Here is a 15,825-nt window from a genome sequence, read left to right as displayed (position 1 = left end):
GCGGCAAGTTTGGCCAAACGGAGAGATACGCAATGAAGAAAGTCGCCCTGCTACCGGTGGTCGCCGCCTGCCTGTCCATGCCGCTTGCCGCGCAATCCGCCGATCCGGTGGCGGAAGTCGAAGCGCAGGAAGACCGGACGGCGCGCGTTTCTCAGCAGATCTGGGGCTGGGCCGAACTCGGCTATCTTGAGAACCGGTCTAGCGGGCTGCTGCAGGATGAGTTGCAGAGCGAGGGTTTCCAAGTTGAGGCCGGCATTGCGGATATACCCACGGCCTTCTTGGCGGAGTGGGGCGAGGGCGGACCGATAATCGCGATCCTTGCTGAATACGATGCCCTGCCGGGCATCAGCCAGACCGCCGCGCCCACGCGGGAGCAGTCGGAACATGGCGCGGGACATGCCTGCGGTCACAACCTGTTTGCAGGCGGATCGCTGACCGCGGCGATTGCGGTCAAACGCTGGCTGGAAAAGACGGGAACGCCGGGGCGGATCCGCCTGTACGGAACACCGGCCGAGGAAGGCGGATCCGGGAAGGTCTATATGACCCGCGCAGGGCTGTTCGACGATGTCGACGTGGCGCTTCACTGGCACGCGGCCGATGAAAACAGCGCAGCGGCCCGGACCAGCCTCGCCAACCGCTCCGCCAAGTTCAGGTTCCGCGGCATTTCCGCCCATGCGGCAGGCGCTCCCGAGCGCGGGCGCAGCGCGCTGGACGGGGTCGAGGCCATGAACATGATGGTCAACATGATGCGCGAGCACACCAGCATGGACACGCGCATCCACTACGTCATCACCGAGGGTGGATCGGCTCCCAACGTCATCCCCGATTTTGCCGAGGTCTTCTATTACGTGCGGCATTCGGATGCTGCCGAAGTGCAGGCGCTGTGGACCCGCCTTGAAGCGGCGGCCAAGGGCGCTGCAATGGGCACGGGCACAGAGGTCGAGTGGGAGGTGATCCACGGCAATAATCCCCTGCTCGTCAACGAGACGCTGGCCCGCGCGATGGACCGCAAGCTGCGCAGCCTCGGCGGGATCGAGTACACTGCGGAAGAACGTGCCTGGGCCGAGGAAATCGCGAAGAGCTTCGGAGAGAATGCCGAACCGCTGGAGGAGGCGGGCAAGGTGCAGCCTTATGCCAAGACGCTTGGCTATGGTTCTACCGACGTCGGCGACGTGTCCTGGGCGACTCCGACCGTCGGCGTGCGCACCGCGACCTGGGTGCCCGGCACGAGCGCACATAGCTGGCAGGCAGTGGCAGCAAGCGGTCATTCGATCGGGCACAAAGGCGCCCAATTGGCCGCCAAGGCGCTGACCCTGATGGCGGCTGAGCTCTATACGAACGAGGAAATGCGCAAGGCCGCCCGCGCGGAATTCGATGCTGCGCGGGGCGAGGATTATGAATACGTCTCGCTGCTGGGGGACCGCGATCCCCCGCTCGACTATCGCGAGTAATCAGCCGCGGGCGTTGGCGGACAGCGCATCCATGGCCGGGCGAATGGGCGAGACATCGTATCCACCGCTGCGCGCCGCTGCGGCCACCGTGTCGGGTTCTGCACCATCGGCAGCCTGGGAAAGCGACCACAGGAAGGTCGAGCGGGTGCCGGACCGGCAGAAGCCCAGGACCTTGCCTTCAGCTTTGCCAAGCGCGTCGCGCAAGGCTTCGACTTGCGGCTGGCTGAAGCCTGCCGAACTCACCGGGATTGCGATATAGTCGAGACCCGCCTCGCGTGCGGCGGATTCGATTGCCGAGCCTTCCGGCTGACCGGGTTCCTCGCCGTCGGGGCGATTGTTGACGATCAGCGTGAAACCCTGCGCCTTTGCCTCCGCCACTTGCTCGGGATCGATTTGCGGGCTGGCATAGAACGTATCGGTGATCCTGCGGAATTCGTTCATGCGGCGTCTCCCTTGGCGAGCGCAGCGGCTTTCGCCCGGCGCTGCCGCTGGACGATGTTGAGAATTTCCACGCCGACGGAGAAGCCCATGGCGGCGTAGATATAGCCCTTCGGCACGTGGAAGCCGAACCCGTCCGCGATCAGCACGAGGCCGATCATGACGAGGAAGGCGAGCGCCAGCATGACCAGCGTCGGGTTTTTCTCGATAAATTTGGCGAGTGGATCGGCTGCCACCATCATGATGCCGACAGTGATCACGACCGCCGTGACCATGATCGGGATCTCGTCGGTCATGCCGACCGCAGTCAGGATCGAATCGACGGAGAACACGAGGTCGATGGCGACGATCTGTGCGATGACCGCGCCGAAGGTTGCGGTGGCCGCTGCGCCGACGCCAGGGGTCTTGTCGAGGAGATCACCCGAATCGTCTTCCGGCTCCATCGAATGGTGGATCTCCTTGGTGGCCTTCCACAGGAGGAACAGGCCGCCGGCCAGAAGGATGAGATCGCGACCGGAAAACGCCGTCTCGAAGCTCGCCTTATTGGTCCCCTCGACCGGAGGGCCCACGATTCCGAGATCGAACAGCGGGGTCTGCAAGGTGACGAGCCAGCCGATCAGGAGCAGCATGCCGATCCGCATGATCAGCGCCAGCGCAAGCCCGATACGTCGCGCGCGCTGCTGCTGATGTTCGGGCAGCTTGTTGGACAGGATCGCAATGAAGATGAGATTGTCGACCCCGAGGACGACTTCGAGCGCGATCAGCGTGAGCAGGGCGAGCCAGGCGGCCGGATCGCTGAGAAGCTGCATGATTTCCATTTCGAACCGATGCCGAAGCGAGATCGTCGATGCAAGCGAAGAAACCTGCGCGAATTCATGCGAAAATGTCACAATCGCTCGCGAGACATGGGGTAAATGCTAAATCATTCGCTTGACGCGCGGTTTCGCGCTATGCGTAATGGTTTGAGGGGTAGGTCTCGCGCATTTCGCTCGTGTCTGCCCGCGTCCGGCGCGTTTCAGCTCCCGCGCCGTTCGCAGTGAGTTTCGAGCTGAACGACAAGGTATTTGCAGGGTTATGGGTTACGACAGAGGGCGCCGCCGCGGACGGGACAAGCGGGACGGTTTCGGGGAAGACAGCTACGATCCGTTCGGTGGTCCGGGCGGCGGTTTCGACCAGCAGGGCGGCGGCTTCGGTGGCGGCGGTGACCGCTTCGGTGGCGGTAACGATCGTTTCGGTGGCGGTGGCGGCGGTGGTGACCGCTTCGGCGGCGGCAATCGTGGCGGCGGCGGCGGCTTCGGCGGCGGTCCGCGCGGCGGTGGCGGCGGTGGCAATCGCATGCCCGCCCAGGTTGTCGGCACTGGCAAGGGCAAGGTGAAGTTCTTCAATTCGCAGAAGGGCTTCGGCTTCATCCAGCAGGATACCGGCGGTGAAGATATCTTCGTTCACATCAGCGCTGTCGAGCGCGCCGGCCTCGAAGGTCTGGCCGAAGGACAGGAACTGGAATTCAACCTCGTGGATCGCGGCGGCAAGGTGTCGGCGCAGGACCTGCAGGTTGTCGGCGATGTCATCGCAGTCGAATCGCGCAGCGAAGCTCCGCGCCGCGAACTGACCGGTGAGAAGGCGACCGGTACGGTAAAGTTCTTCAACTCCATGAAGGGCTTCGGCTTCCTGACCCGCGATGACGGGCAGCCCGATGCTTTCGTGCACATAAGCGCGGTCGAGCGTTCGGGTCTGTCGGCCATCAACGAAGGCGAACGCTACGAGTTCGATCTCGAGGTCGATCGACGAGGCAAGTATTCGGCGGTCAATCTCGTTCCTGCGGAATAATTTCCGCCGGTTTCCGTAGCGCCTGTTTGACCCGGCGTTGCAGAAGCAATAGATCGTCGAACATTACGCAGATGGCGGTTCCCGTTCGGGGCCGCCATTTGTCGTTTCGCTTTTCGAGAATACCGGAGGTCCGATGTCGATTACCCCGCTGATGCCCGTTTACCCGCGCTGCGGCGTGCGCCCCGTAGAAGGCGACCACTGTCACCTGATCGACGAAGATGGCACGCGCTATCTCGATTTCGCCAGCGGCATCGCGGTCAACCTGCTCGGCCATAGCCACAAGGGGCTGATCGGGGCGATCCAGCGGCAGGCCGAGAAGCTGATGCATGTCTCGAATCTCTACGGAAGTCCGCAGGGCGAGGCACTGGCGCAGCGGCTCGTCGACAAGACTTTCGCCGACACGGTGTTCTTCACCAACTCCGGCGCCGAAGCTGTCGAAACCGCGATCAAGACTGCGCGCGCCTATCACCAGCACGAAGATGGCGACTCGAACCGCACCGAGCTCATCACCTTCACCAACGCTTTCCATGGCCGTACGATGGCCACCATCAGCGCGTCCAACCAGGAAAAGATGCACAAGGGCTTCCACCCCTTGCTCGCCGGCTTCCAGTATGCCGAATTCGACAACCTCGAGAGCGCGAAGGCGCTGGTCAGCGACAAGACCGCAGGCTTCCTCGTCGAACCCATTCAGGGCGAAGGCGGCATCCGTCCGGCATCGGACGAATTCATCCACGGTCTCAAGGCCATGTGCGACGAGCATGATCTCATGCTCGTATTCGACGAAGTGCAGTGCGGCGTCGCTCGCACCGGCAAGCTCTACGCCTACGAGCACTACGGGGTCGAGCCCGACGTGATGGCGAGTGCCAAGGGCATCGGTGGCGGCTTCCCGCTGGGCGCCTGCCTTGCGACGGAAAAAGCAGCGCGCGGAATGGGCTTCGGCACGCACGGATCCACCTATGGCGGCAATCCCTTGGCGATGGCAGCAGGCATGGCGGTGATGGACGCTGTTGCGAATGACGAATTCCTCGCCGAAGTCACCGAAAAGGGCGAGCGCCTGCGCAGCCGACTCGAGCAGTTCATCGGCAACTATCCCGACCTCTTCGATCTCGTTCGCGGCAAGGGCCTGATGCTGGGGATCCGCATGAAGGTGGAGAGCCGGCCGTTCTTCGTCCACCTGCGGGATAATCACCAGCTGTTGTGCGTGGCTGCAGGGGATCAGACCCTGCGCGTCCTTCCGCCGCTGGTGGCAGGCGATGCGGAGTTCGACGAATTCCTCGACAAGCTTTCCGCAGGCGCGGCGAGCTTCGCGCCGGAAGACGCCTGATGGCAGGCGGCAACGCACTCGACCTGGGGCCGGCAGTGAGGAATTTCCTCGACCTGTCGGACGCGGGCGGAAATGCGATTGCCGCCATGCTTGCCGACGCGCAGGATCGCAAGGCGGCGCGGGCGGGCTGGCCCAAGGGCAAGCCCGACGCCGATGCACCGCTCGCGGGCCATGTACTCGGCATGATCTTCGAGAAGAATTCGACCCGTACTCGCGTCAGCTTCGATATCGCGATGCGACAGCTCGGCGGATCGGCCCTGATCCTTGATTCCGGTACTAGCCAGCTCGGACGCGGCGAGAGCATCGCAGACACCGCGCGCGTGCTCAGCCGGATGGTCGATGCGATCATGATCCGCACCGACGATCACGCCAAGGCCGAGGAACTGGCGCACTATGCCCACGTACCGGTGATCAACGGGCTGACCGACCGTTCGCATCCCTGCCAGATCGTGGCCGACCTGCTGACCATGGTGGAACACGGCAAGGCGCTGCCCGGGCTGGAGATCGCCTGGCTGGGCGATGGCAACAACGTGCTGCACTCCATTCTGGAAGCAGCCGCTCTATTCAAATTCAACGTGCGCGTGGGAACGCCGGCCGGATACGAACCGGAATCCGAGTTCGTCGAAATGGCTCGGTCTGCCGGCTCGAAGGTGACACTGACAAACGACGCCGGTGAAGCGGCGCGCGGTGCCGATGTGGTCGTGACGGACACCTGGGTGTCGATGGGGCAGGATCATGCCGACGCCAAGCTTGCAGCGATGGCGCCGTTTCAAGTCGATACCGACCTGATGGCGCTGGCCAATCAAAATGCAAAATTCCTCCACTGTCTGCCCGCCCACGTCGGGGAAGAAGTGAGCGAAGCTGTGTTCGAGGGCCCCCAGTCGGTCGTTTTCGACGAAGCGGAGAACCGCATTCACGCGCAAAAAGCCATCCTGCTCTGGTGCCACGGATTGATCGGCTGACGGCGGGGTCTGTAAATCTGGGCGCGCCGCACCATATTGCGCGCCATGACCGATAATCAGCCCGCCCAGGACGAAACTTTCGCCGGAAAGACTCTGTCTTTCGCTATCCCGTCACGGGATGCCCGCGGCCGCGTCGTGCGGCTCGACACAGCTCTCGACGAAATCCTCTCCGCGCACGACTATCCCGCGCCGATTACGCACCTCTTGGCGGAAGCTTTGGTGCTGACGTCCCTCATGGGCGGCCTGCTCAAAGGCGAGGGATCCCAGGTCACCATGCAGGCGCAGACCGAAGCCGGTGCCATCAATCTGCTCGTATGCGATTACAAGGACGGGGCGCTGCGCGGATATGTCGATTTCGACGACGAAAAGCTCGTCGAACTAGGGGCGAACCCGTCGCTTTTTGCGCTCTTCGGCAAGGGATACCTCGCCATTACCTTCGATATGACCGGCGGACGCGGTCGTTATCAGGGTATCGTACCTCTGGAGGGCGACTCTCTTGCTGAAGCGTGCGAAGCCTATTTCTTCCAGTCCGAACAGGTCCCTACCCTGATCCGTACCGCAGTTCGCGCAACCGGGGGCAGTTGCCTGGCTGCGGGCATGCTGGTTCAGCACTTGCCGGACGGAGAGGAAGGTCGTGAGCGTCTGCACGCGAGGCTCGACCATCCTGAGTGGGAGCATGTTTCGGTTTTGGCAGGATCGCTGCGGCATGAAGAACTGCTCGACCCGGAACTGTCGCTCGAAGCGATCGTCTGGCGCCTCTTTCACGAGGAAGACGAGATCAGGATCAGCAGCGGCCATACAATCGAGAAGGGCTGCAGGTGTTCGATAGAACACTACGAAAGTGTGCTTGCGAAGTTTGCAGAAACCGAGCGGGCCGAAATGCGTGATGAAGACGGAATAATCAAAGTCGATTGCGCGTTCTGTTCGCGTCAGTTCCCGATCGAAGCCTAGCCTGATACAGTAGACACGCGGCTAGACTGGGAACCAGGGCGTTCTGCAGCGGTTCAGCGCAGAATATTCATAATCCTGGCCTAGATACGACGTATCAGGCGAGATAATCGAGGTAATTGGTGAAAGTGACCGGAAAACAGAAACTTGGCGTGATTGGAGGCGCGTTGGCACTGCTATGCGTCGGTACCGTCGCGTCGCCGACACTTGCCCAGTCTTCGCTCGCCATGCTCGATTCGCTCGAAAAAGGGGAGTGGCAGCTTCGTTTTCGGGACGGATCTCCCGCTCGCAAAGTCTGCGTTCGCACCGGTCGTGAATTGATCCAGTTGCGCCATTCGGCAGGCGGATGCAATCGCTTCGTGGTCGAAGACGGCCGCAATGAAGTGACGGTCCAGTATACCTGTCCCGGAGACGGCTACGGCCGTACAAACGTGCGCAAGGAGGGGCCTTCGCTGGTGCAGATTGATAGCCAAGGCATCGTCGGCGGGCGACCGTTCCAGTTTTCGGCTGAGGCACGCCGCACCGGTTCTTGCCGGTGAGCATTGCCCGCGAAGGGCGAAGGCACTAGCTGCCCTCTCATGAATGAAACTACCAAAGCGGATTCGCCGCCGGCAGTCGTGTTGCTGTCGGGCGGTTTGGACTCGATGGTCAGTGCCGCTCTCGCGCGCGAAGCGGGATTTGCCGTCCATGCACTGACAATCGACTACGGTCAGCGCCATATTCGCGAACTGGAGTCGGCGCGCAAGATTGCGCGCCTTCTCGGCGTATCGCGCCATGTCGAGCTGCCTCTCGATTTGCGCCGCTTCGGGGGTTCGGCGCTGACGGACGACATCGACGTTCCGAAAGAGGGCGTCGGCGACGATATTCCCGTTACATATGTCCCGGCCCGCAATCTCGTCTTTCTAGCGCTTACGACCGCCTTTGCAGAAAGCGTGCATTCCCGGGACATTTTTATCGGCGTGAATGCTCTGGATTATTCAGGCTACCCCGACTGCCGACCCGAATTCATCGCAAGCTTCGCCGAGACCGCCCGGCTGGGCACCAAGCAAGGCGTCGAAGGGAAGCCGTTTTCGATCCACGCGCCGCTCCAGCATATGAGCAAAGCCGACATCGCGCGCGAATGCTATCGCCTCGATCTCGACCCTTCCTGGAGCTGGTCCTGCTACGATCCAACGGAAAATGGAACGGCTTGCGGGGCGTGCGATTCTTGCCGACTTCGTCGAAAGGGCTTTGACGATGCGGGGCTAGTCGATACGACTGCCTATGCGCCGGAAGCGCCTGATTTGAGGGAGTAGGATTTTGAGCCAGAGCGACGTGACTAGCGAGAAGACAATCGAAGCGTCGCCTCAACCGGATTCCAAAGTCCCTGCCTACAGCTGGTATGCGCTGGGCGTTCTCGTCCTCGTATACGTTCTCAACTTCATCGACCGGCAAATCCTTTCGATCCTGGCCAATGACATCAAGGCCGACCTTGGTGTCGAGGACGACTATCTCGGATTTCTTTACGGTACCGCTTTTGCCGTCTTCTATGCGCTCTTCGGCATACCTCTCGGCAAACTGGCGGACAGCTGGAAACGCATCCGGTTGATGACAATCGGCCTGGCGTTGTGGTCCACGATGACTGCACTGTCGGGCTTCGCGAAGAATGCCGGGGCACTTACTGCTGCGCGCGTCGGCGTCGGCGTTGGCGAAGCGACAGCCAGCCCTTCGGCCTATTCCTTGATCTCGGATTGGTTTCCAGCGCGCCTGCGTGCCACCGCGCTAGCCATCTATTCTAGCGGCCTCTACATCGGCGGCGGCATCTCGTTGCTGATTGGCGGTCTGGTCGTCGAGAATTGGAACGAAGCCTACCCTGACGGCGGCCCACTCGGTCTTGTTGGCTGGCAGGCGGCATTCCTGTCGGTCGGTATCCCGGGGCTCCTGCTTGCGCTTTGGGTCCTGACCCTACGGGAGCCCGTACGGGGAGAAATTGACGGCCTGCCCACTCCGGAAAATCCGCATCCGTTCCGCGGGTTCTTCCAGGAGCTTTTCCAGGTCATTCCGCCCTTCACGCTCCTTGGCGCGTTTCAGCGCGGGCTCGGCGCGTTCGCCATCAATGTCGCGGGCCTTGTCGCCTTCGCTGTCATTGCTGTGTTCCTGACGTCGATTACACCCGGGGCCTCGGCCTATTTGTCCGATGCGGTTGGACTGACCGCAGCGGGTGTGCCGGTCAGCGACCAGTGGCTATTCCTTGGCGTTGGATATTACGCAGTCTTCAGCTGGGCGACGGCGCTATATACTCGCGATCTCCCGACTTTCCGCCTTACGTGGGGCTCGCCAGCATTCCTCAGCGTCGTGCTGGGCTATGGCACAGTCGCGTTCATGGCTTATGCGGCGTCCTATTGGGGTGCACCCTATGCGGAGCGCGTTCTCGGCGCGGATAAGACCGACCTCGGCTGGTTCCTCGGCGCGCCGTCTGCACTGGCGGGCTTTCTCGGGGTAATCTTGGGCGGACGCATGGCAGATTACCTCCTGGAAAAATTTCAGAACGGGCGTGTAATGGTCATCCTGTTCGGCCTGCTCGCTTCGCTTCCGCCGATCGTCGTCGCTTACACGACCGAGAGCCTCACCGTGTTCTATGTCGCGAGCTTCCTTGCGCAAATGACCAGCGCTTCGGCGCTGGGTGCTGCAGCGGCGAGCAGCCAGGCCCTGGTCTTGCCCCGCATGCGCGGAATGGCGACGGCTATCTTCTTCCTCTCGACCACTTTGATCGGTCTCGGGATCGGGCCATTCCTTGCGGGTTACGTATCTGCTGTCAGTCCCGGAGGGTTGAGCACCGGCATGCTGACGACCTTGGTGGCCGCGCCGTTTGGGTTTGTGCTGCTGCTTGCGGCGCTCAAGCTGGTACCGGCCGCGGGCGCTTCCGTTCTGGAGCGCGCTCGCGCGGCCGGGGAGTCAGTCTAGCGGCCTCGGTTTAGCCAGCGGCTTTGATGACGCCGCAGGCAACGCGTGAACCGGCATCGCCTGCGGGATCGCTGCGGTAGTCGTCCGGTCCTGCGTGGATCACGACGGCGGTTCCGTCCGCGTCGAAGATATCTTCCAGGACGCTGCTGGCGGAGCCGGGTAGGTCATACTGAGCAGTCGCGCGGCCTGCGTCGTTCGCAACTAGGTTCGGCAGATCGCCAAGATGTTTGCCGGCAGGGTTCTCGCTGCCGTGTTCTCGTCCCGCGGGATTGAGATGCCCACCTGCGCTTTGGAAGCCGGGGCTCTCGCACTTGCCGGTGGTGTGGAGATGAAAGCCGTGCGCGCCAGGCTCGAGGCCCGTGGCCGCGACGCCCATCGTGACGGTCTCACCGTCCGAGAGTAGTTGGACCGTGCCGGCGGGCAGGCCGTTACCGAAAGCGAGAGTGGCGCTACCGACGCGCTCGGTTGGTATGCTTCCATAAGTGGAGCATGCGCCGAGCTGCACCGCTGCAGAAATTGCCAAGAGGGCTTTTGCGTAATTCATTTAGGGATCCCTTGTTGGTTGAAATCACAAGGGACCAACGAAAAAGGGGCCGGATTGCTCCGGCCCCTAATCCTGTTTTCACTCGGTGAGTGAAATTACATGCCCGAACCCGGACCGTAGGTGACTTCCACACGACGGTTCTGGAGTTCGCGAACGCCGTCGGCGGTCGGAACGCGCAGCTGCGATTCACCAAAGGCTTCGCTGCTGATGCGACCATCGGGAATGCCGCGTGCGGTCAGGTAATCACGGACCGACGAGTTACGACGCTCTGCCAGACCCATGTTGTACTGGGCCGAACCCGAGGTGTCGGTGTGGCCAGCGAGCATGACCGAAGCCATGCCGCAGTTGGCGTATGCCGAAACCGCGTTGTCGAGGATCGTCGCTGCTTCCGGAGTGATGTCCGACTCGTCCCAGTTGAAGAAGACGATGTACGGACCCTGCTGGCAAACCGGAGCCGGCGGCGGCGGCGGCGGCGGCGGCGGCGGGGGCGGAGGCGGCGGGGGCGGAGGCGGCGGAGGCGGCGGCGGAGGAGTAGGCGCACCGAAGTTGTAGGTGAGCGTACCCATCAGCGAGTGCGTGCGCAGCTTGCCGTCGAGAGCACGACCGCCGAGATCGACGACCTGTACGTCTTCAGCGGTGAACATGCGATAGCGCAGGCCAACGTCGACGTTGTCGCTCAGCGGAGCGTTGACGCCAGCAAGAAGCTGCCATGCAATGTCGCTGCTCGAATCGTCGATCGAGGGGCTGCCCTGGTCGAAGATGCGGGTTTCAACGCTCGTACGAGCAACACCGATACCACCACCGGCATAAAGCTGGAGGCCATCATCGGGGCCGAAGTCGAACAGGCCGTTCAGCATGAAGCTGAGCGAGTTGACGCTGCCGGCAGCATCGGTTTCACCAGCCGGTGCGTTGAAGCCCGAGCCGTATGCGAGGCCGCTCGTACCAACATCGACCGTATCGGTGTCGGCGTCACGGTAGCTGACTTCTGCTTCCAGGCGGAAGGCACCGAAATCGTAACCGACGTAGCCGCCACCGTCATAGCCGGTGTCGAGATCGACGCTGAGCGTATCCAGCGTTGCGCCGTCTTCATCAACGAGGTTGAAGTCGAGATCTTCCGCGATCATCGGGCCGAATTCGGCGCCGATGTACCACGAATTATCTCGTGCGAGGGCAGGCGATGCAAGGGCCGTAGAGGCCATCGCCATTCCTAGGACGAAATTCCGCATTATTTATTTCCCCTTTTTGCGAATTGGAGCCACCGAGTGGTGGTTATCTAACTTTCCCGCTCACACGTGGCAAGCAGGCATTGGACGGGAACTGTTGCAAGAATGTCGCGATTCCCGTCGAAATACAAAGCTGTCCGAGCGATATCTCACTCTCAGACAACCCCCTAACGATGACTTCGGGATACGGTTCCGAACTATCATGCGAATAGGCCGCGTTGCCTTAATAGCGCGACTAGTTCCTCGATCGCTGTGCGGGCTTGCGCGTCGACGACGTCTCCTCCGGATGGAGTGGTTGGCGCTTCCAGGCGCTGCCAGCCATTCGAGTAAAGCAAGGATGTGCCGCTCGACTTTTCGTGTACTGCCAATCCGGGTGACGGCGAGGCGAAGGTCCATTGCCCATCGATCCATCCTGCAATTGCATCGGCAAGACCAGCCCATTCGTCCGTCGGCTGCTCACCGACAATATAGCATGCTCCCGAGGTGGGCTCGGCCGGCGGAACCGACAGGATTCCCTCAACGACTGGGTTGAGCAGCATGTCGATCCGGGCCAGCGCCTCGTTGACGAAAAACTCCTTCTGCGCCTGGCCCGCAAGCATGGCTATGCTGCGGACCGCGCAAGGCCTCGGGTTCCGCGGCCGAATAGAGCGTGGCAACGGCTCCGTTGGGCCAGCTGATCCGCCACAGCGAGGGCTCGAAGGTCGGCCTCTTGTCGGGCGCGCAGCAGGCGATGATCCCGCTTTCGCCCTCGACCATGACGGCGCGCGCTTCACCGAGACTGGCCGCCACCAGCGCAATTCTCGCCTGGGGATCGCGGTCGGCGATGCTGCGTACCCATTCGGACCCGGCGCGCGTCTTGCCGAAACCGCGTCCTGCCATGACGAGCCAGATGTACCAGTCGCCCTCCGGAGGCAGCTGGCCGTCATGCGCATGGTTCTGAAAGTCATAGGCAAACTCGCCGAGCTCTCCCTCACTCATGCCCCCTACATGGTCGGCCAGCTCTTCCTCCTCGAGCCTCGCCCAGACCTCGGGGCGCGACAGTGGTCGGTTCATGGGTGCGGGCGCTCCGGCTGGATGTCGCGTCCGGCGACCTTCTTGCGCAATTCGTCGACCTTGCGTTCGATGGAGGCACGGACCTCGGCGGCGCTGACATTGGCGCGGGTGGCGCGTTCCTGCGCGATCGTTTCCTTGTGGGCCGCGAGCAGGCGCAGCGCCGCGGTAACATCCATCTTGTGAGTAGGGGCCGGATCGCGAAGGTATCCGAGCACTTCCATTTCCAGATTGGCATATCCTTCGAACAGCGCGGCGCGCCAGTCGGCGGCGAAGTCGTCGCAAATGCGACGGGTGCGATAGGCCACGCGCGGGGCAATACCCGCCTGCCTTGCCGAGCCTGCGACATTGGACGTTTCCGCGAGCGCGTCGAGGAAGACGCGTTTCCACTGGCGCGGGGCGGGGCGGTCCTCGCTATTACGGATGCGCTTGCTTTTCCCGCTCTTGTAGACAGCGAGCGCTTCCTTCCATTGTGCATCGAAGGAGGCGCTGACCTTGCGCCTGTTATAGGGCGGCCCGGTGGTTATTCCGGCGGCGTGCGCAGCTGCATTGACCTTTCCATATTCACGCAATGCCTTGAGGAACGCGGCTTCCCAGGCGTGGCGGGCAGAAGATCGTGATTTTCCCATGGCTCCCTCCCGATCCGGCGGACGTATGAAACGCAAAAGGGCGACCTGTCGGCCGCCCTTTCGAGTGAATCACACTATCGCGATGTTTGATTTGTCTAGCCAAATAGCGTCACGATGTCAAGAAAAAAGAACCAAATAGGTTATACGGTGGCGCTTGCCTACTCGGCTCCTCTGCCTTAGTCCGCTGGCTTCGATTTCGAGGGTCAACCGAACATGCTGCGTAGCCTCTACAACTGGACAATGGACAAGGCCGCGCATCCGCATGCGGTCTGGTGGCTGGCATTCTTCTGCTTCATCGAATCCTCCTTCTTCCCGATCCCGCCGCATCCGCTGCTTGGCCTCATGTGCCTTGCCGAACCGAAGAAGGCGGTGAAGTTCGCTCTGGTCGCGACGCTGGCCTCGGTCGCGGGTGCCATGCTCGGCTATGCGATCGGGTGGGGATTGTACGACACCGTGGGGGCGTGGCTGATCGGGGCGCTCGGCCTGACCGAGGCATTCCCTGTCGCGGCGTGTCATCTGCGCGAATACGACTTCGAAGCGATCCTTATCGCCGGGGCAACACCGGTCCCATTCAAGCTGCTGACCATTACCGCGGGCTTCGTCGGCATGAACCTCGTCACCTTCGTGTTGTCGAGCCTGTTCGCCCGCGCCCTCATTTTCATGACGGTGGGCATCCTGTTCCGCGTTTTCGGGGCGCCGATCAAGCAGGTGATCGACAAGTACCTCGGCCTCGTCACCACGGCCTTCGTCGTCCTGGTGGTAGGCGGCGTGCTGGTCCTCACGCAGCTTGGCGGCAGCGAGGACGAAGAAGGCGGCGTGTGCAGCAACCCGCCAGCCATCGACGCCAGCTGATCTAGTCCAGCGCGAATTGCATCAAGCGGTCGCGGTCGCGCACGATGATCGTGCCGTACCCGCGCTCGATCAGCCTGGCCTGTTGCAGGATCTTGAGCGCGGCGTTGGCCGTGACCCGCGTGATGCCGAGCAGTTCGGCAAGTTCCTGCTGCGTGATTTCGACCCTTGCTTCGCGCCGGACCTCCCCTGCCAGATTCACGAGCAGTTCGGCCATTCTTGCCGGATTGGTCCCGCGCCGCATCCCGGCGAGCAGCGACAGAGTGTCCTGCAACTGGTGCGAGAGGGCGCCCAGCAGCGCTCTCATCGAGGCGGGGTAATTGCCGAGCGCATCGAGGAAGCGGTTGGCCGAGATATGCCGCAGCGTGCTCTGCCCGCGCGACACGGCATCGACGATGCGGGGGCGGTTGGAGAATACCGCAAGCTCGCCATAGGAATCGCCCTTGCCGAGAAGGGCGACCGCGCGGAAATCTCCTTCGCGCAGGAATTGGCCGACCATGACCTCGCCCGCCTCGATCAGCCAGAAACCATCGGCCATCTCGCCGCGCTGCTGGATGATCTGGTCGTCTTCGTAGCGCCGCTCCGCCGACCCGCGCAGCAGGTGGGCCTGCAAGGCCGGGTCGAGGCTGGAAAACAGCATGGGCGACACCAGCGAGCGCCGAGTCAGGTCAGAATGTAAAACATTTAACATTATTTCGCTTCGGTAAACGCTAGGCCCGGATTCGACAAGGGAGATACCCATGCCTGCTTCGACCATTGCGATCATCTGCATCTACCTCGGCTTCGCCCTGCTGGAGCTGTGGCGGACCAACCTGTTCCGCAAATCCGAACAGACCCGCGATGACGGAATCGTGGAAGCGGTCAGCATGGTCATGCTGCTCGGCCTGACCCAGCCTGCCGTCCTGTTCACCTCGGCCACACTGGCAGGTATGATCGCACCGCAATGGGAAGGCGCCTTGTCAGGCATCAACATCTTCCTGGCGATCGGGCTGTTCCTGATCCTCGACGACATGATGCAGTATTGGTGGCATCGCGCGAGCCACAGTTTCCACTGGCTCTACAACCTGCATCGCGCGCACCATAACGCGAAGTACATGAGCGTGCGGCTCGTGTACCGAAACAACATATTCTATTACGCAATGATGCCGGGCATCTGGTTGTCGGGAGTGCTGATCTACCTCGGCCTTGGCTGGGTCTATGCCGGCTATATCGTGGTAAAGCTGCTGGTCATCACCGGCGCGCATTCCGATGTCGCCTGGGACAAGCCCCTCTACAAGATCAAGTGGCTCTCGCCCGTGATGTGGGTGGTCGAGCGGACGATCTCGACGCCTGCCACGCACCATGCGCACCACGGCCGCCATGCCGACGATCCGGCGGTTCAGTACAAGGGCAATTACGGAAACCTGCTGTTCTTCTGGGATGTCCTATTCGGCACCGCGAAGATCACGCGCAGCTTCCCCAAGAGTTATGGCGTCGAAAACCTCGCGCCCGCGACATTGGGCCAGCAGCTCATGTGGCCGATCTTCCCCGAGAACCGGGAAATGGAACCATCGGTTGGAGAGGAGGCGACGGCCAAGGTCGCCTGACGGGAAAGGCCGGCCGTTTCGCAACCTCCGGCCGGCCTTTCTCGCGAAAAA

At 62.1% G+C, this 15,825-nt stretch carries 18 protein-coding genes and 1 pseudogene; 10 read left to right on the top strand and 9 right to left on the bottom strand.

The annotated features are described in order from the left end of the window. Nucleotides 1-32: 32 nt before the first annotated feature. Nucleotides 33-1,451 (top strand): amidohydrolase, encoded by a 1,419-nt coding sequence (locus tag K3179_RS04495; RefSeq protein ID WP_221562656.1) that lies wholly within the window; start codon nt 33-35, stop codon nt 1,449-1,451. On the opposite strand, the gene K3179_RS04490 is transcribed toward K3179_RS04495, so the two are convergent. Both K3179_RS04490 and K3179_RS04485 read right to left on the bottom strand, forming a co-directional pair. Beyond that, a complete protein-coding gene (locus K3179_RS04490) occupies nt 1,452-1,892 on the bottom strand; it encodes a protein tyrosine phosphatase family protein (protein WP_221562655.1) in 441 nt (146 codons plus the stop codon). After that, on the bottom strand, nt 1,889-2,707 hold the full coding sequence (locus K3179_RS04485) for a TerC family protein (protein WP_221562654.1): 819 nt from the start codon (nt 2,705-2,707) through the stop codon (nt 1,889-1,891). The genes K3179_RS04490 and K3179_RS04485 overlap by 4 nt, the downstream gene beginning before the upstream one ends. A gap of 256 nt (nt 2,708-2,963) precedes the next feature. Here K3179_RS04485 and K3179_RS13510 point away from each other — a divergent pair, with 256 nt between their 5' ends. The 4 genes from K3179_RS13510 (at nt 2,964) to hslO (ending at nt 6,953) form a co-directional block, all read left to right on the top strand. Continuing rightward, nucleotides 2,964-3,716, top strand: a complete 753-nt coding sequence (locus tag K3179_RS13510; protein ID WP_221562653.1) for a cold-shock protein — start codon at nt 2,964-2,966, stop codon at nt 3,714-3,716. Nucleotides 3,717-3,849: 133 nt separating this feature from the next. Next, the gene (locus K3179_RS04475; protein WP_221562652.1) at nt 3,850-5,040 is read left to right on the top strand and encodes an aspartate aminotransferase family protein; all 1,191 of its coding nucleotides are present in this window, start codon (nt 3,850-3,852) and stop codon (nt 5,038-5,040) included. Then, entirely contained in the window at nt 5,040-6,002 is a 963-nt protein-coding gene (gene argF, locus K3179_RS04470; protein ID WP_221562651.1) for an ornithine carbamoyltransferase, read from the top strand. Before K3179_RS04475 ends, argF begins: the two co-directional genes overlap by 1 nt. 45 nt (nt 6,003-6,047) lie before the next feature. Continuing rightward, entirely contained in the window at nt 6,048-6,953 is a 906-nt protein-coding gene (gene hslO / locus K3179_RS04465; protein ID WP_221562650.1) for an Hsp33 family molecular chaperone HslO, read from the top strand. Nucleotides 6,954-7,047: 94 nt separating this feature from the next. Here hslO and K3179_RS13505 read toward each other — a convergent pair whose 3' ends face one another. Beyond that, the gene (locus K3179_RS13505) at nt 7,048-7,179 is read right to left on the bottom strand and encodes a hypothetical protein (protein WP_282098701.1); all 132 of its coding nucleotides are present in this window, start codon (nt 7,177-7,179) and stop codon (nt 7,048-7,050) included. Between K3179_RS13505 and K3179_RS04460 the strand changes: the two genes are divergently transcribed. From K3179_RS04460 to K3179_RS04450, 3 genes are read left to right on the top strand one after another with little or no spacing between them, the layout of a single operon-like run. Continuing rightward, nucleotides 7,178-7,489, top strand: a complete 312-nt coding sequence (locus K3179_RS04460; RefSeq protein ID WP_247712796.1) for a hypothetical protein — start codon at nt 7,178-7,180, stop codon at nt 7,487-7,489. The genes K3179_RS13505 and K3179_RS04460 overlap by 2 nt on opposite strands. A 39-nt stretch (nt 7,490-7,528) precedes the next feature. Next, complete coding sequence (gene queC / locus K3179_RS04455) at nt 7,529-8,245, top strand: 7-cyano-7-deazaguanine synthase QueC (protein WP_221562648.1); 717 nt, start codon at nt 7,529-7,531, stop codon at nt 8,243-8,245. Nucleotides 8,246-8,249: 4 nt separating this feature from the next. Next, on the top strand, nt 8,250-9,893 hold the full coding sequence (locus tag K3179_RS04450) for an MFS transporter (protein WP_247712795.1): 1,644 nt from the start codon (nt 8,250-8,252) through the stop codon (nt 9,891-9,893). A gap of 10 nt (nt 9,894-9,903) precedes the next feature. On the opposite strand, the gene K3179_RS04445 is transcribed toward K3179_RS04450, so the two are convergent. The 5 genes and pseudogenes from K3179_RS04445 to K3179_RS04425 form a co-directional block, all read right to left on the bottom strand. Beyond that, a complete protein-coding gene (locus K3179_RS04445; RefSeq protein ID WP_221562647.1) occupies nt 9,904-10,437 on the bottom strand; it encodes a superoxide dismutase family protein in 534 nt (177 codons plus the stop codon). 95 nt (nt 10,438-10,532) lie between these two features. Continuing rightward, nucleotides 10,533-11,663: an OmpA family protein gene (locus K3179_RS04440; RefSeq protein ID WP_221562646.1), complete on the bottom strand. Its 1,131-nt coding sequence runs from the start codon at nt 11,661-11,663 to the stop codon at nt 10,533-10,535. Between the two features lie 197 nt (nt 11,664-11,860). Next, the gene (locus tag K3179_RS04435) at nt 11,861-12,199 is read right to left on the bottom strand and encodes a DUF2793 domain-containing protein (protein ID WP_247712794.1); all 339 of its coding nucleotides are present in this window, start codon (nt 12,197-12,199) and stop codon (nt 11,861-11,863) included. 58 nt (nt 12,200-12,257) lie between these two features. Continuing rightward, a pseudogene (locus tag K3179_RS04430) lies at nt 12,258-12,713 on the bottom strand (terminase large subunit domain-containing protein); the annotation flags it as partial. Next, the gene (locus tag K3179_RS04425) at nt 12,710-13,339 is read right to left on the bottom strand and encodes a hypothetical protein (RefSeq protein ID WP_247712793.1); all 630 of its coding nucleotides are present in this window, start codon (nt 13,337-13,339) and stop codon (nt 12,710-12,712) included. The pseudogene K3179_RS04430 and the gene K3179_RS04425, both read right to left, overlap by 4 nt. Before the next feature lie 213 nt (nt 13,340-13,552). Here K3179_RS04425 and K3179_RS04420 point away from each other — a divergent pair, with 213 nt between their 5' ends. Next, nucleotides 13,553-14,191, top strand: a complete 639-nt coding sequence (locus K3179_RS04420; protein WP_221562644.1) for a YqaA family protein — start codon at nt 13,553-13,555, stop codon at nt 14,189-14,191. A gap of 1 nt (nt 14,192) precedes the next feature. Here the strand turns inward: K3179_RS04420 and K3179_RS04415 are convergent, their stop codons facing one another. Further along, the gene (locus K3179_RS04415) at nt 14,193-14,828 is read right to left on the bottom strand and encodes a Crp/Fnr family transcriptional regulator (protein WP_221562643.1); all 636 of its coding nucleotides are present in this window, start codon (nt 14,826-14,828) and stop codon (nt 14,193-14,195) included. Between the two features lie 100 nt (nt 14,829-14,928). Between K3179_RS04415 and K3179_RS04410 the strand changes: the two genes are divergently transcribed. Then, complete coding sequence (locus tag K3179_RS04410) at nt 14,929-15,774, top strand: sterol desaturase family protein (RefSeq protein WP_221562642.1); 846 nt, start codon at nt 14,929-14,931, stop codon at nt 15,772-15,774. Nucleotides 15,775-15,825: the final 51 nt, after the last annotated feature.

Origin of the sequence: Qipengyuania intermedia, from assembly GCF_019711615.1 — a bacterium.
GTDB lineage: Bacteria > Pseudomonadota > Alphaproteobacteria > Sphingomonadales > Sphingomonadaceae > Qipengyuania > Qipengyuania intermedia.
Note: the sequence above shows the minus strand (reverse complement) of the source record. Positions and strands in the feature narration are given on the sequence as shown.

Excerpts from the sequence above, each read along its gene's own strand:
- K3179_RS04495 (WP_221562656.1), top strand. The coding sequence starts at position 33 with ATGAAGAAAGTCGCCCTGCTACCGGTGGTCGCCGCCTGCCTGTCCATG.
- K3179_RS04490 (WP_221562655.1), bottom strand. The coding sequence starts at position 1,892 with ATGAACGAATTCCGCAGGATCACCGATACGTTCTATGCCAGCCCGCAA.
- K3179_RS04485 (WP_221562654.1), bottom strand. The coding sequence starts at position 2,707 with ATGGAAATCATGCAGCTTCTCAGCGATCCGGCCGCCTGGCTCGCCCTG.
- K3179_RS13510 (WP_221562653.1), top strand. The coding sequence starts at position 2,964 with ATGGGTTACGACAGAGGGCGCCGCCGCGGACGGGACAAGCGGGACGGT.
- K3179_RS04475 (WP_221562652.1), top strand. The coding sequence starts at position 3,850 with ATGTCGATTACCCCGCTGATGCCCGTTTACCCGCGCTGCGGCGTGCGC.
- argF (WP_221562651.1), top strand. The coding sequence starts at position 5,040 with ATGGCAGGCGGCAACGCACTCGACCTGGGGCCGGCAGTGAGGAATTTC.
- hslO (WP_221562650.1), top strand. The coding sequence starts at position 6,048 with ATGACCGATAATCAGCCCGCCCAGGACGAAACTTTCGCCGGAAAGACT.
- K3179_RS04460 (WP_247712796.1), top strand. The coding sequence starts at position 7,178 with ATGCTCGATTCGCTCGAAAAAGGGGAGTGGCAGCTTCGTTTTCGGGAC.
- K3179_RS13505 (WP_282098701.1), bottom strand. The coding sequence starts at position 7,179 with ATGGCGAGCGAAGACTGGGCAAGTGTCGGCGACGCGACGGTACCGACG.
- queC (WP_221562648.1), top strand. The coding sequence starts at position 7,529 with ATGAATGAAACTACCAAAGCGGATTCGCCGCCGGCAGTCGTGTTGCTG.
- K3179_RS04445 (WP_221562647.1), bottom strand. The coding sequence starts at position 10,437 with ATGAATTACGCAAAAGCCCTCTTGGCAATTTCTGCAGCGGTGCAGCTC.
- K3179_RS04440 (WP_221562646.1), bottom strand. The coding sequence starts at position 11,663 with ATGCGGAATTTCGTCCTAGGAATGGCGATGGCCTCTACGGCCCTTGCA.
- K3179_RS04435 (WP_247712794.1), bottom strand. The coding sequence starts at position 12,199 with ATGCTGCTCAACCCAGTCGTTGAGGGAATCCTGTCGGTTCCGCCGGCC.
- K3179_RS04425 (WP_247712793.1), bottom strand. The coding sequence starts at position 13,339 with ATGGGAAAATCACGATCTTCTGCCCGCCACGCCTGGGAAGCCGCGTTC.
- K3179_RS04420 (WP_221562644.1), top strand. The coding sequence starts at position 13,553 with ATGCTGCGTAGCCTCTACAACTGGACAATGGACAAGGCCGCGCATCCG.
- K3179_RS04415 (WP_221562643.1), bottom strand. The coding sequence starts at position 14,828 with ATGCTGTTTTCCAGCCTCGACCCGGCCTTGCAGGCCCACCTGCTGCGC.
- K3179_RS04410 (WP_221562642.1), top strand. The coding sequence starts at position 14,929 with ATGCCTGCTTCGACCATTGCGATCATCTGCATCTACCTCGGCTTCGCC.